16 protein-coding genes are annotated in these 13,488 nt (G+C 54.1%); 4 read left to right on the forward strand and 12 right to left on the reverse strand.

What is annotated here, in order from left to right; all coding sequences use genetic code 11:
* Window positions 1–167: 167 nt before the first annotated feature.
* A complete protein-coding gene (locus tag JUF11_RS03120; RefSeq protein ID WP_204118269.1) occupies window positions 168–1,625 on the reverse strand; it encodes a glycoside hydrolase family 1 protein in 1,458 nt (485 codons plus the stop codon).
* Between the two features lie 147 nt (window positions 1,626–1,772).
* Here JUF11_RS03120 and JUF11_RS03125 point away from each other — a divergent pair, with 147 nt between their 5' ends.
* The 3 genes from JUF11_RS03125 to JUF11_RS03135 are packed head-to-tail and all read left to right on the forward strand — an operon-like array spanning window position 1,773 to window position 3,587.
* Window positions 1,773–2,381: a YdeI/OmpD-associated family protein gene (locus JUF11_RS03125; protein WP_204118270.1), complete on the forward strand. Its 609-nt coding sequence runs from the start codon at window positions 1,773–1,775 to the stop codon at window positions 2,379–2,381.
* Window positions 2,378–2,947, forward strand: coding sequence for a Crp/Fnr family transcriptional regulator (locus JUF11_RS03130; protein WP_204118271.1), 570 nt, complete (start codon window positions 2,378–2,380; stop codon window positions 2,945–2,947). The genes JUF11_RS03125 and JUF11_RS03130 overlap by 4 nt, the downstream gene beginning before the upstream one ends.
* 52 nt (window positions 2,948–2,999) lie before the next feature.
* Entirely contained in the window at window positions 3,000–3,587 is a 588-nt protein-coding gene (locus JUF11_RS03135; protein ID WP_204118272.1) for an NAD(P)H-dependent oxidoreductase, read from the forward strand.
* Between the two features lie 46 nt (window positions 3,588–3,633).
* Here the strand turns inward: JUF11_RS03135 and JUF11_RS03140 are convergent, their stop codons facing one another.
* The 8 genes from JUF11_RS03140 to JUF11_RS03170 all read right to left on the reverse strand — a co-directional run bounded on the left by JUF11_RS03140 (window position 3,634) and on the right by JUF11_RS03170 (window position 9,868).
* The gene (locus JUF11_RS03140) at window positions 3,634–4,191 is read right to left on the reverse strand and encodes a TMEM175 family protein (protein ID WP_204118273.1); all 558 of its coding nucleotides are present in this window, start codon (window positions 4,189–4,191) and stop codon (window positions 3,634–3,636) included.
* A 402-nt stretch (window positions 4,192–4,593) separates the two neighbouring features.
* Window positions 4,594–5,211 (reverse strand): CatB-related O-acetyltransferase, encoded by a 618-nt coding sequence (locus JUF11_RS13345; protein WP_204118274.1) that lies wholly within the window; start codon window positions 5,209–5,211, stop codon window positions 4,594–4,596.
* 140 nt (window positions 5,212–5,351) lie between these two features.
* Complete coding sequence (locus tag JUF11_RS13290) at window positions 5,352–5,480, reverse strand: hypothetical protein (RefSeq protein ID WP_268886760.1); 129 nt, start codon at window positions 5,478–5,480, stop codon at window positions 5,352–5,354.
* Window positions 5,481–5,618: 138 nt separating this feature from the next.
* Window positions 5,619–6,131, reverse strand: a complete 513-nt coding sequence (locus JUF11_RS03150; RefSeq protein ID WP_204118275.1) for a hypothetical protein — start codon at window positions 6,129–6,131, stop codon at window positions 5,619–5,621.
* Window positions 6,132–6,276: 145 nt separating this feature from the next.
* Window positions 6,277–7,329 carry a HAMP domain-containing sensor histidine kinase gene (locus JUF11_RS03155; protein WP_204118276.1) on the reverse strand — a complete coding sequence of 351 codons (1,053 nt, stop codon included), beginning with the start codon at window positions 7,327–7,329 and terminating at the stop codon, window positions 6,277–6,279.
* Window positions 7,316–7,999 carry a response regulator transcription factor gene (locus JUF11_RS03160; protein ID WP_204118277.1) on the reverse strand — a complete coding sequence of 228 codons (684 nt, stop codon included), beginning with the start codon at window positions 7,997–7,999 and terminating at the stop codon, window positions 7,316–7,318. Before JUF11_RS03160 ends, JUF11_RS03155 begins: the two co-directional genes overlap by 14 nt.
* The gene (locus JUF11_RS03165; RefSeq protein ID WP_204118278.1) at window positions 7,984–8,685 is read right to left on the reverse strand and encodes a hypothetical protein; all 702 of its coding nucleotides are present in this window, start codon (window positions 8,683–8,685) and stop codon (window positions 7,984–7,986) included. Before JUF11_RS03165 ends, JUF11_RS03160 begins: the two co-directional genes overlap by 16 nt.
* Before the next feature lie 334 nt (window positions 8,686–9,019).
* On the reverse strand, window positions 9,020–9,868 hold the full coding sequence (locus tag JUF11_RS03170; RefSeq protein ID WP_204118279.1) for an AraC family transcriptional regulator: 849 nt from the start codon (window positions 9,866–9,868) through the stop codon (window positions 9,020–9,022).
* A gap of 101 nt (window positions 9,869–9,969) precedes the next feature.
* On the opposite strand from JUF11_RS03170, the gene JUF11_RS03175 reads away from it, so the two are divergent.
* Entirely contained in the window at window positions 9,970–10,785 is an 816-nt protein-coding gene (locus JUF11_RS03175; RefSeq protein ID WP_204118280.1) for a Cof-type HAD-IIB family hydrolase, read from the forward strand.
* Window positions 10,786–10,869: 84 nt separating this feature from the next.
* Here the strand turns inward: JUF11_RS03175 and JUF11_RS03180 are convergent, their stop codons facing one another.
* The 3 genes from JUF11_RS03180 to JUF11_RS03190 are packed head-to-tail and all read right to left on the reverse strand — an operon-like array spanning window position 10,870 to window position 13,432.
* Window positions 10,870–11,814: a metal ABC transporter solute-binding protein, Zn/Mn family gene (locus JUF11_RS03180; protein WP_204118281.1), complete on the reverse strand. Its 945-nt coding sequence runs from the start codon at window positions 11,812–11,814 to the stop codon at window positions 10,870–10,872.
* Complete coding sequence (locus JUF11_RS03185) at window positions 11,814–12,698, reverse strand: metal ABC transporter permease (protein ID WP_204118282.1); 885 nt, start codon at window positions 12,696–12,698, stop codon at window positions 11,814–11,816. The genes JUF11_RS03180 and JUF11_RS03185 overlap by 1 nt, the downstream gene beginning before the upstream one ends.
* Window positions 12,695–13,432: a metal ABC transporter ATP-binding protein gene (locus JUF11_RS03190; RefSeq protein WP_204118283.1), complete on the reverse strand. Its 738-nt coding sequence runs from the start codon at window positions 13,430–13,432 to the stop codon at window positions 12,695–12,697. Before JUF11_RS03190 ends, JUF11_RS03185 begins: the two co-directional genes overlap by 4 nt.
* Between the last annotated feature and the right edge of the window lie 56 nt (window positions 13,433–13,488).

The following is a 13,488-nucleotide window of genomic DNA, read 5'->3' on the forward strand; positions in this document are numbered from 1 at the left end:
AAGTCACAACCCCCAGATTCATTTCGAAGATTTCAGCAGAGTTACGTGCCAAAAGGCCGGAGCCGAGCCGCTAGCTACGCCATCCACCGAGTCCAAAGTCCGGACTTGGTGGATGGCTAGGCTACCAGTCGGCTCCAAAACCGCCTTTTGTCACAGCCCCGTCAAGCTTAATAGTCGAGATGGTCGGCGGTCAAGTCTTCGCCGTTGGTGGCAATGACCTGTTTGTACCAAGCAAACGATTTCTTCTTGCTGCGGGCAAGGGTGCCGTGGCCTTCATCGTCTAAGTCGACGTAAATGAAGCCATAGCGTTTGCTCATTTCGCCAGTGGAGGCACTCACCAAGTCAATGCAGCCCCATGGTGTGTAACCCATCACCGGCACGCCATCAGCGATGGCGCCGCGAATGGCTTCTACATGCGAGCGCAGGTAGTCGATGCGGTAGTCATCGTAGATTTTACCGTCAGCTTCCACCGTATCCTTGGCGCCGAGGCCATTTTCCACGATGAACAGCGGCACCTGATAGCGATCATGCAACTGGTTGAGGCCAATGCGCAGGCCAGTCGGGTCGATTTGCCAACCCCATTCGCTTTCCTTCAAGAACGGATTCTTCACGCCGCCCAGCATGTTGCCCTGGGTCTTCTCGTCGACTTTGCCGGTGACATCAGTGACCCCGGACATGTAATAAGAGAACGAGAGAAAATCGACGTGATACTGCTTGAGTAACGCGAGCTCTTCTGGCGTGCGGTCGAGGTCGGCGCCGGTGAAGCCGTACATTTCATACAGCGATTCGCTATAAGCTGGGTATTCACCGCGGACTTGCACGTCGGCACAGTAGAAGTTGAAGCCTTGGTTGAACTTCAAGGCCGCCAGCTGGTTCTTCGGATCGGAGTCAAAAGCGTAGTTGGTGGCAAAAATAATCATGTTGCCGACTTGGCAAGCCGGATTCTTGGCATGGGCCGCCTGCACCGCATAAGCACTGGCGACGAACTGGTTGTGCCAAGCTTGAAAGACATTCTTTTTGTCGTCGGCGCCGGTTTTGCTGATCATGCCTTGGCTCATGAACGGGAAACCAGCTGCGGAGTTGATTTCGTTGAAGGTCAGCCAGTACTTGACCTTATCGCCAAAGCGGTCGATCACGGTTTCGGCATAGTGCTTGAAGAAGCCAATCAAATCCTTGTTTTTCCAGCCGCCATAAGCTTCTGCCAGGTGCAGCGGCAGTTCATAGTGGGAGAGGGTGATGACCGGCTCGATGTCATACTTCAGGCATTCGTCAATCACAGCATCGTAGAAGGCGAGACCTTTTTCATTCGGCTGCGTTTCGTCGCCTTGCGGGAAAATCCGGCTCCAGGCAATGGAGAAGCGATAGGTCTTGAAGCCCATTTCGGCAAACAAGCCAATATCTTCCTGGTAGTGATGGTAAAAATCGATACCTTCGTGGTTCGGGTAGGTGTACTTGGCATTCGGCGTCCAATCGAAGTCGGGACTTTGAACGATTTTCATGCGGTCTTTGCCGCCAGGAATTACATCGTCAATCGACAAGCCGCGCCCGTCAACATCATACGCGCCTTCTAGTTGGTTCGCCGCTGTGGCGCCGCCCCAGAGAAAGTCTTTTGGAAATTCAGTCATTCAGCATGCCTTCTTTCGGTTTTTTTATGCGGTGAAACCGCATCCAATGTTTATTATACAGGGTTAGGGAGATTTAGTCGTGTTTCACGTGGAACCTTTTTACGGCTATGTTGCTGGGTTATAATAACGCTATCTGGAGGTCACACCATGAGAGAAAAAACCGACACCACCAACATCACCACCATCCCGGCGTTTATCGCCGCCCAACCGCCGGCCGTGCAGCCGCCGCTCAAAGCGATGTACGCCATCTTGAAAGCGGCGCTGCCGGAAGCACAAGAGCGCATCAGCTACCAGATGCCGACGTTTTGGCAAGGGCAAGCGATTGCCTATTTTGATGCTGGAGATGGCTATCTGGGGTTTTACCCGACCAGCGGCCCCATCGTGCAGTTTGCGGCTGAGCTAACGGGCTATCGCCACAGCAAAGGAGCCGTTCATTTGCCCCTGGACCAGCCGCTGCCAGTGGATCTGATCACCAAAATGGTGCAATGGCAACTGGCGCAGGTGCAAAGCGGCGCCGCCAAACCGCGCCGCACCCCGAAGCCGAAAGTGGCGATGCCGGCGGCGATTCGTGAGGCTTTAACCGCCGCTGATTTGATGGTGGCCTACGAAGCCAGGCCGCCTTATCAACGCAACGACTACCTCGGGTGGATTACGCAGGCAAGGCGCGAAGCGACCCAGCAAAAACGCCTCGATCAAATGCTGGAAGAGCTGCGCGCTGGGGATGTCTACATGAAAATGAGCTGGCGACAGCGATGACAGAAGACTTAAGTCAATGGCAGCAGCAAATCGCCGCGGCCAAGCAAGCAGGGACGAGGCGCCATTTTGCCGCCGGGGAGGATTTGCTGCGCGAAGGGGAAGTGGCGACGCAGCTTTTCTTCGTGGAAAAAGGCGGCTTAAGGCTTTGGCACAATGCGGATGGCGATGACGTCACCGTGCAATTTTTCTTCGCTGGTGAAGCAGTGGCCTCGTTTGAAAGCTTTTATCTCGGCGAACCGAGCCTATTTGCCATTACGGCTTTAGAAGCCACTGAGGTGGTAGCGGTGCCGGTGGCGGCGTTTCGCGCTGCTTTGCAACAGGATCCACAGGCGCTGGCGGCCTTCACAGATCGTATTTGCCACCGATTTATTGCCTATACCCAGTACTTCTTAAATTTGCTGGAGCTGACGCCGGAGCAGCGCTACTTGCGGCTTCAAGCCGAGCGGCCGGATTTGCTGACGCGGGTGCCGCAATATGAACTGGCGACTTATTTGGGCATCACGCCGGTGTCTTTGTCGCGCATTCGGCAGCGACTAAAAAAGACCCGCCAGCTTAACAAAGGTTAATGCGGCGGGGGCGATAAGCGACTAATCTCATGATGAAAGCGAGGTTAGTCGAATGAAAAATATTGTGATTGTCACCTGTCATCCTTATGACGGGAGTTTCTGCCATGCGTTGATGATGGCGGTTAAAACTGGGGCCGAAGCTGCCGGTAAAACCGTGACGGTCATCGACCTAGAAGCGGATGGGTTTGATCCGGTGATGCATAGTGCTGATCTGATTGGTTTCTTGAAGCATCAGGCCGTTGATGAGCAAGCCAAAGCTTACATCCAGACGGTGAAGGCTGCTGACCAGCTGGTGCTGATTTTCCCGATTTGGTGGGAGTTGATGCCAGCGATGATGAAAGGCTTCATCGACAAGGTGATTTTTCCTGGCGAAACCTTTACCTATTCCAAAAGTCTCAGGGGGATGGCCCCGCTCATCAAAGCGCAGCGCACAACCGTTATGACGACCATGAACACGCCTAAACTGCTGTACCGGTTCGTGTTCGGCCAAGCCATTCAGCGCGCTTTGGTGCGTGGCACTTTGAAGAAAATGGGGCTGAAGCACGTTACCTGGCAAAATTGCGCCATGGTGAAAAAGAGTACGCCAGCGAAACGCGAAGCTTGGTTAAATCGCGCTAAGCGCATCGGGGCGCAAAGCTAACGCGTGGGGGCACAGGCTTCAATGACCACCGGCCGAGTGCTGGTGGTCATTTTCGTTTCACCAGTCGATGTAACGGCAAGGCGGCAAACAGGACGAAAAATAGATTTGACCCAAGCCCTGGCAACGCCCAAGCCAACCCGAGAATCACCACCAGCAAAGCACTGGTGATGAAGTCGGCTGCCTGAACGCGGTGATTCACCGCGTGGCGCAACCAGACGCTGACGGCGGAGCCAAAGAGGAGCACTGCGGTGTAAAGCATCAGGCCGAGGCGCCCAGTATTATCGACGATGAGGCGGGTGGCCGCGGGAATCAGCACGATGGCCAGCAACCATAACACATTGGCCCAGTAGCCGCTTTTGCTGAGCTCTGTGACCGGCGCTAACGTGCGCCGATGCCCATTCCAGAAGCTAAATACGGTGAAAAACGAAATCAAAACGCCCAGCACCAGGTGGGCGAAGGTCACCGACTGCAGCCGTGTTGCTAAATTGCCCGCGGTTAACGTGGCAAAAAAATCGGTCAGCGGCAGCACTAATAACGTGATGGCCACCGCGACAATGGCATCGGTGAAGGCAATGAGGCGCTCTAAAGTTTTGCCTTGGATCATGATAGGCACCAAGGTGTGCAGCAGTCATTTTTTGCAGTAATTGTCATCAAGAATCGACTCACTTTCGGCTTAGAATAAACCAATTATACCCGTTCTTGTCTTTTCACCGTGAGAATCGTCCTGATCAGTATGGGTTTTTTCAAGGGTGACCGCAGCCGGTCTGCTACTTCCAAAGGGAAACTTCAATACCTGATGGCTGCCTTGAGTCCGCCGACGCCGAACGTCAAGGAGTAGGGGAGACAAAATCCGGCGGAAGCCAAAAGCCAATCAAAAGCCGTGTTGTTTCACGTGAAACAACACGGCTTTCGGTCTGTCTCCTGATTCGTAGCGGCATCACGACTAGATTACTGCTTTCCAAGTAGCTAACACCAGCACGTTTCATCTGCCACAAGCCGGTCGACGTTACGAGGCAAGCCGATGCTCGCTCACTAAGGTCTCCAATCGCTGACGCGCTTCGGTGGTGTGCACCGAGGTCAACTGTGGCACCAAGAGTTCAAGCATGGTGTCATCGTACTGCCACCATTGAAATGTTTCTAGCCAGTCAATCGTCGCTTGGTCGAAGCGAGAACGAATGATTTTGGCGGGATTGCCGCCCACGATGGCGTAGGCTGGAACGTCTTTAGTGACCAGGGCATAAGCACCGATGACGGCGCCGTCGCCAATCTGCACACCAGGCATAATGACCGCGTGGCGGCCAATCCAGACATCATTGCCAATGACCGTGTCGCGTTTAACGGGCATATCAGCTTTGGTCATGCCTTGCAGCGCAAGCAAGTCCCGGTCTAATTCGGGGAAAATGAAGGTGGAGAACGTGTTCATGGGGTGGTTAGCCGCTCCCATAATAAAGCGCACGTTGCGGGCAAAACTGCAGAAGCTACCAATGAGCAAACGATTGTGACCGGGCCGATTGTATAGAATATTTTCGGTGTTGAAGTCGGCACCATCAGCGGCATCGTAGAAGTTGTGGCGGCCGACGAGAATGTTGCTGGCGAGTTTTTGATTTTCAATCCACATGAGCATGACCTACTTTCTGAAGATGAATTTGCGGACGGCATAGGTGACGACGAAGCTGAGCACTAGGCCGCCTGCCAGCGTTGGGAGGAGATCGATGCCAAGCAGGTGCGGGCCGTAATTGACGAGGTAAGTGCCAGAATAGCTACCTAGGCGCCAAACCCGAGGTCTAAGCCCAACAGAAGGAGACTTTTTTCGTGCCAGATTCGGTCGATGGCGTAAACCACGGCCCCCATGACGAAACCGACAACGACAGCAGTAAGGATGGATAGTAACATTTTAATGACCTCTTTCTAGATTAATGGTGAGTAGGGAGTTTGATGTTCGGCCGGTGCGTTGTTTGCCGGTAGATTAGCGCCGGCATGCCGGAAAACGCGATTAGCCCCAGGAGCGCGCGTTGCTTCATATGCACCGCCTCAGTGCAGCAGCTGGAAAGCTTGTTGGCAATAGCTTGCGGCAGCGTCATAGGTTTGTTCCAAGATTGGGGCGACTTTGGCGATGCGGCGGGTCTTAGCCCAGCCGTAGCTGAAATAGCCAAGTGCCCAGCCGATAAAGGCCGGAACGGCCAGAATGGCGCAGAGGATAACCAGTTGATTGGTGACGGCGAACACCGAGCCGGCCATAAACGCGGTGCCGATCAAACCGATGGTCATGGCGATAATGGTGGGGTAGGAAGCTTTGCTCCGCTCCAGCCCGGCTGCCGCTGCCATTTCCTGTTCAAATTGTTTTTGCAGGCGATTGAGGCTGGCTTTTTCGGGGAGGTTGCGGTCACGCTTGAGTTTTAAGGTGACCGTGTTTTTGCCGATGTCTGGGGTTTGATCGGTTACGACCCAGCCGAAGTTGGCGTAGCCGTCGATGTAGGCATTTTGCATCGTCTTGGGGATGCGTTGTTCGAAGTACTCGAAGGCAATAAAGTTGGTTTCTGTCATGATATTGGGCTCCTTTTGGCTTAACTAATTAACAACGTCAGTCTATCCCGCAAGTATTGGCGAAATGTTCACGAGATGTTGCTGAGATGTTAATTTGAAAAAAAGCCAAAAAAATACGCCCACGCACAATGTGTAGGCGAAAGCGTTAGCGAGGAAGGGTCACGGTGAAGGTGCTACCGACGCCAACTTCACTGGTGACGGCGATCTGGCCGTGGACTAATTTCAGGATTGAAGCGACCATGGCTAAGCCTAGACCGTTGCCGAGGCTAGCATGGGACCGGTCACCTTGGAAGAACTTCTGAAACATATGGGTCTGGGTAGCCTGGTCCATGCCGATGCCGGTATCGGTGAAACTGACCGCCACATGCTGGGCCTGAGCCTTGACTGCTAGCGTAATGGTGCCATGATCTGGCGTAAACTTGATGGCATTGGCCAGCAGATTGTTCCAGACGACTTTCAACAGATCAGGGTCACCCATCATGGCCAGTTTTTCCGGCATGTCGACTGTCAACTCTAATTGGTGCTCATCTAACCTAGGGTCGCTGGCGAAGATGACCTGCGTCAGCTGTTCAACCAAGTCAAAAGCGGTGCGCTCCGGCTGGGTGATTTGGGTTTCTAACTTATTGAGGCGCAAAATGTTCGATACCAAGTCTGCCAAGTCAGTGGCTGCGGTGTTGATGGTCGCAAGATAGGCCGCTTGCGTTTCAGAATCGAGATCGTCTTTTTGCAAGGCTTCAGAATAGCTTTTGATGACGGCGAGTGGCCGCTTAAATTCATGCGACACATTCGCCACGAAGTCACCGCGTAGGGTTTCAATCGAGCCGAGTTCGGCGACCATGGTGTTAAAATTGGCAAACATGGCATCGAGGTAATCGTAGCGCTCCGGGCGGTGAACTGGCGGCAGGTAAACGGAGTAATCACCACTGGCCACTTTTTCGGCGGCGATACTGAGGGCGCGCAGCGGCTTGGCAAAAGTGCGATAGCGTTGCCAGGCCGCCAGCAAGGCAAACCCAATTGCCACCAGCAAACAATAGAGCAAATACCAGCCGGCAAAAGGCGAAAGCAAACTTTGCCAGTCGCCGCTGTAGATCAGCCCTGGCACCGCCGCCAACAGGCCAAAGCCCAGAAACAAAATGGTGAGTTCGAGCCAAGAGAAGCTGGCCGCCTGGGCGCGAAAAGTAAGTTTATTTTTTGCCATTAAGCAGGACTCCTTTGTAGCCAAGGCCGTGAACGGTTTTGATGGCGAAACCGTCAGCGGCGGCGAATTTATCGCGTAGCTTGGTAATGTAGACATCAACTGCGCGCATCGAGGTTTCGCTATCAAGATCCCAGAATTCGTTGATTAATTCAGCACGTGAAAAAGCGTGGCCGGGATAAGTCAGAAATTTGGTAAGCAGATTGAACTCGCGCACCGTGAGAGCCACTTCTTCGCCATTGAGCAAGGCGACTCGCCCTTCCTGATCCAGGCTGACGTTACCCACCACGAGCCGGCTGGTTTTGCCGATGTTGGCCCGGCGGAGCAAGGCGTGGACGCGCAGTTTCAACTCATCGAGCTGAATGGGCTTAATCATGTAGTCATCGATTCCGATGTTGAAGCCTTTCTCTTTAGAGGCGATGTCGTCGCGAGCCGTGATGAAAAGAATAGGAATGGCGGGATCAGTGCGGCGGACGGTTTCGGCGAATGAATAGCCATCAATGTCAGGCATCATGATATCAGAGAGAATTAAGTCGAAAGTTTGATCGTACATCAAGTTGTACGCGTCGTTGGCGCTTAAGGCCCCAGTGGCTTGGTAGCCGGCTTGAGTCAGGGTCCGGGTCAGAATGGCGTTGAATTTTTCATCATCTTCGACGACTAGTATTTGTTGCATGAGCTTTCCTCGGTTTCTTCTTGAGTTAAATCCCGATGCGTGGCAAACAACGTGATCCAGAGACCCACCAGAATGACCGCCACGCTGATGGCCATGCCAAACAGTCCGGTCGTCGTGGAGACGCTGGCACTATGCTGGTAGGTCAACAGTGCATATTGTGTCAGAACCATTGCGGTCATGCCATCGGCGACGCTGTACGCTTTGAGCAGCGTGATCAAGGGACTCAGCAGATGCCGCGAACGCACTAGCCCGATGATGGCGGCGGTCAGTTTGGTAAAGCCAATCATGGCAATCACCAACGCGGCGTTTAAGTTAAACTGCTGGCTGTAACCATGCCGGTACATCACATAGCAGAAAATGCCGAAGGTGACGCCAATCAGGCAATACCCGAGGCCGCCTAAAGTTAAAAACGCCTGTTCCGCTTGGATTTTGGCCATGACCGGCGAATCACTGACGCGAATACGATGATAGCGCCACAAGGCCAGGACTTTGACGGCTAAGAGAACGGTATAGTAAACACCGAAGATCAGCAACCAGCTGGAGAGAAAAACCATTCCCAGAAGCAATTTGGTCGCGGCCATCAGCAAACTGATAGGGACGGATAATGCCGCATATAAAGCAATCCGATCCCGGCGATGGTCGAGATTGATTGGCAGATGGAATCGTTCAATGATGAAATTGAGCATGAATTGATCCTCCAGGCGGTTGGCTAAATTGAGTATAGCTTAGTTCGCGCCTTTCCCCGCAAAAATATCAGTCAGTCGGCCAGTGGTTGAAGGCGGGAAAAAGAACGGCCAAAAAGATACTACCGACCCTGGCGGCGAGCGTTGCCAGCTTGAACGGTGTTAATGATTGCATCGCAATTTGCTCCTCTAAGTTTGATAAAGCCAGCTTAGTTGAAGGGCGTTGGTGAAATGTTGCTAAGATGTTGCTGAAATGTTAATTCGGCTGGTCGTAACCAAATAGCGATTGCCATGAGCGGCGGCAATCGCTATTTGCGAGGTTCAGTTCGTGAGTAGTTTACGGTTTCTGCGTCGGTTGCTCCCGAAACTGCGCCGGGGACTGACCAGTCCAGGTTTTGAAGTTGCGCTGGAAGCTCTTGGTGCTGCCAAAACCGCACACTGCCGCGATGTAATCAATGCTGCTGGTGGTTTCAATCAACAGCCGCCGCGCGTTAAGCAGGCGCACCAGGCGCAAGTAGCCGCCGACGGTGAGTTGCAGGTGGGCCTGAAACTGCTGGTTCAAGGTGGTCAAAGAGACATGCGCCGCTTCTGCCAAGGCCGGGCCATGCAAGGGCTGGGCATAGTCGCGATTGATGGTAGCCATGACCTGATCCACCAGATGCGGATTGGCGGTCACAGTTTGCGAGACGCTGGTGGTGAAGTGCTGCCCTAGTTCAATCAGCAGCGCGTAAAAGTGGCTCAAAATCGCCAGCCGCCGATATTCGTCGACCCCAGCGGCAATCAGGTCGCGGATGGCGAGGCCATGGTCGTAGATGGCTTGGTAGGCCTCAGGGTGCGCTTGTCGCGGCTGGTCGCCTTGCATCTGCACCTGCCATTGGCCGCTGCTGGGGAGCTTGTGCGCCAGAAAGGTTTCATCGATGATGAAGCCAAACTCGTCCCAGGTCGCTTGCGAGTCGCCGCTGGCACTGTGAATCACGCGCCGGTCAGTGGCCCAGCAATCACCTGGGTGATAGCGGTAAGGCACGCCATTGGCGGTAAAGGTCAGCGGCGCGCCCGCCACCAGAAAGTTCAGCTCAATGCCGGGGTGCCAGTGAGCCGGGTAATCGATGCCTTCCCGCGGATCATTTTGAAAAAACTTGAAGGGCAGATTAGGCCACTGTTCGACCTGTTCAAATAAAATCGGCATCGCAAAAACCTCCAAACTGTCTAGCGTTGGTTTTAAAGTTGGCCGGTCAGCGCTTTCTTTCATGCTACGATGAAGAAAAGCGAATCACAAGGAGGAATCTCATGACGATCAAACTCATTGCTTTAGATATCGATGATACGCTGCTCTCTTCGCAAGGCAAGATCCTGCCGAGCACGCTGACGGCAATCAAAGCCTGCTTGGACCGCGACCTTAAAATTGTGCTGTGCACTGGCCGCCCGTTAGCTGGGGTGAAGCCGTACCTCAACGAACTTGGCGTGGCTGGGTCAGAGCAGTATGTGGTGACTTATAACGGCGCCGTGATTGAGTCCATTACCGGCCAAGTGGTGGCGAAGCAGCTCATTGACAACGGAGGCTACCGGACCTTGACCGCTTTTGCCGCGGCTCATGCCATTCCGTTCAATGTCTTGGATGAAAACAGTCAGATTTACACCGCTAATCATGATGTGGACTTTATTACCGCTGTGCAAGCCGTAGAAAACGAAGCCGGACTGTTTATCCGCCAGCCGGAGGAATTACCCGCCGATTTTGCGATTGCCAAGGGCCTGTTCGTCGGCACTCAAGACCTGCTTGACGGCGTGGAAGATTCCGTGCGCGCGGCCTTTGGGGATGATTATTCCGTGATCCGCGCTGGCCGTAACTTCCTGGAAGCGATGGCTAAAGGCGTCGACAAGGGCCAAGGGCTGAAGGCTCTGGGTGAGACCATTGGCATCACGCCTGATGAAATGATGGGCTTTGGGGATGAAGGCAATGACCTGGCCATGTTCAGCACCGTGGGCCTGGCCGTCTGCATGGGCAATGGCTCTGAACTCGCCAAGGCGCATGCCGATTACATCACGGATACCAATGACAATGATGGTATCAGCAAGGCCATCGAGAAGTTTGTGTTGAAGGCATAGTTTCATGTCGGGTCGCTGTGAGCGGCCCTTTTTTGTGTGGTCGCACCAAAAAACCGCAGCGGCGAGGCTGCGGTCGAGGAATAACTATTTGGTGACGCTCAGTCCGGCATGAATGTGGTCGAGGTTCCACTTCATCATGGCGTAGTACGTATCGCCAGGCTGGCCTTCTTTGGCGAGGGAGTCGGTGAAGACCTTGGAGAACACCTTGAGGCCGGTTTCCTGGGCCACCTTGTTCATCGCTTTCGGAGACACTGAAGTTTCCACGAACAAGCTGCGCACATCAGAGCTTCTGATTTTGGCGAGCACTGATGCCATTTGCTCCGGCGTCCCTTGGGATTCGGTGTTGATTTCCCAGATATACGCCGGGGTGACGTGATACGAGGCGGCGAAATACTTGAACGCGCCTTCGGAAGTGACCAATACGCGCTGGCTGGCTGGTAAATCGAGAAATTGCGACTGGGCGGTTTGGTGCAAAGCGCCCAGCTTAGCGAGGTAGCGATCCGCGTTTTGCTGATAATACTCGGCATTGGCGGGGTCCGCGGCCTTCATTTTGGCGGTGATGGTTTTGACGTATTGCATGCCGTTAGCCAAATCCAGCCAGGCATGCGGGTCTTGCTCATTGACGTTGGTGGTGAGGTGCTGCGCCTTCACGCCATCACTGGCGGCAAACACATCTTCGTCGAAGTGCTTATGCGCCGTCTCGACCAGTTTGTTAAACCAGCCGCTGCCGCCGGTTTCGAGGTTTAAGCCGTTATGAAAAATCAAGTCGGCTTCGGTGGCCTGGGCAATATCGGTGGGCTTGGGTTCGTATTCATGCGGGTCCACGCCGCGTTGCACGATGCTGTAGAGTTCAATGCGGTCTTGGCCGACATTGTGGACCATGTCCTCTAGAATCGAGTTGGTGGTGACGATGCGCAGTTTTTGCCCTGGCGCTTTGGCTTGTGGCGCATCGGCGCGGCCACTGAGGAACCAGTAGACGCCAGAAAGCATGGCCACCACGGCAGCGAGGGCAATCCAGATGCGTTTCATCAGCGCACCTCCTGGCTGAGCTTAGGCCGCGCTTTTTTGCCGAGGCTGGCCTTCAGCCGCACAAAGCCTTGCTTCGGCGAGAAGACGAAGGCGATGACGAAGAACGCGGCCGCCACCAGCACAATCGCCGGGCCTGACGCCCAGTTGAAGGTGTAGCTGAGATACAAGCCAATCGTGGCGGAAACCACCCCGAAGGCCGCAGATAAAATCAGCATCAGCGACAGGCGATTGGTCCACAGAAAGGCGGTGGCAGCCGGGGTGATCAGCATGGCGACCACCAAGATAATGCCGACGGTTTGCAGCGCCGACACCGTGACCAGCGTCAGCACCAGCATCAGGCTGTAGTGAATGAGCTGCACCTTCAGGCCATAAGTGGCGGCGAAGGTTTCATCAAACGAGGTAATGAGCAGCTCTTTGTAGAAAATGGTGACGAACAAAATCACAATCCCCAGCACAACGGCAGTGGTCATGATGTCATGGTTGCTGACCGCGAGGATATTCCCGAACAGGATGTGATGCAGGTTCGTCGCACTTTCCGCCATGGAGATCAGGATGAACCCTAAAGCGTAAAAGGCCGAGAACACCACCCCGATGGCGGTATCGGTTTTGACCTTGCTATGGGCCGCAACGAAGCCAATGAGCAGGGCCGCCAAAATGCCGAACACGGAAGCGCCAACCAAGACGTTGATGCCCAGCATGTACGCCACCGCCACCCCTGGCAGCACCGCATGGGAAATCGCGTCACCCATCAAGGACATCCCGCGCAGGATAATGAAGCTACCGATAATGCCGGACATGATGCCGACCATGATGGCAGTTAAGAGGGCGCTTTGCAGAAAGTCGTAGCGGCTCAGGGCCGCGAAGAATTCGGTAATGGTGGTCATGCCTGCACCTCCTGATCAAATAAAACCGCGGAAAGATCCGCCGAGAAGGTTTGTTCAATGTTGCGGGCCGTGTACACCTCATTGACCGGGCCATAGTCGACGATGCCGTGGTTCATCACCACTAGGTCATCGAAGTAACGGGTGACTTTGTTCAAGTCATGGTGAACGACAATGATGGTTTTACCGGCGTCGCGCCACTGCTGCAGAATTGCCATGATGGCATTTTCGCTTTGCAAATCAATGCCGACAAACGGTTCATCGAGGATGATCAGCTCGGCCTGTTGCACAATCGCGCGCGCTACGAAGACCCGCTGCAGCTGGCCGCCTGACAGGTTGCCGATTTGACGTTGGGCAAAAGCGGTCATGCCGACCTGCTCTAACGCGGCGAGGGCGGCTTGCCGCTGCGTCTTGCCTGGGCTGCGGAGCAAGCCCAGCTCGGCATAGGTGCCAGTGAGCACGACATCTAAGACATTAATGGGGAAACTGAGATCAAGGTCTTTGCGCTGTTCGACATAGGCAATGACCTTTTTTTGTTGACTGAGCGGTTGGCCGTTGAATGTGGCAGTGCCGCTTTGGCTTTTAATCAGGCCTAACGTGGCCTTGATGAGCGTTGATTTTCCTGCACCATTGGGACCGATGATCCCAGTGATTTTGCCGGCGTTAAAGTTCACGGTCGCATCAGCAAACACTGGTGTGGCATCGTAAGCAACGGTGAGGTTCTTGATGGTTAACATGGAACCCCTCCAATTTTTAGGCGTGGCTAAACTTCTTTCGAATCTATTGTATCGAA

This window comes from Lacticaseibacillus suilingensis, from assembly GCF_016861845.1.
In the GTDB taxonomy this organism is placed as follows: Bacteria; Bacillota; Bacilli; order Lactobacillales; family Lactobacillaceae; genus Lacticaseibacillus; species Lacticaseibacillus suilingensis.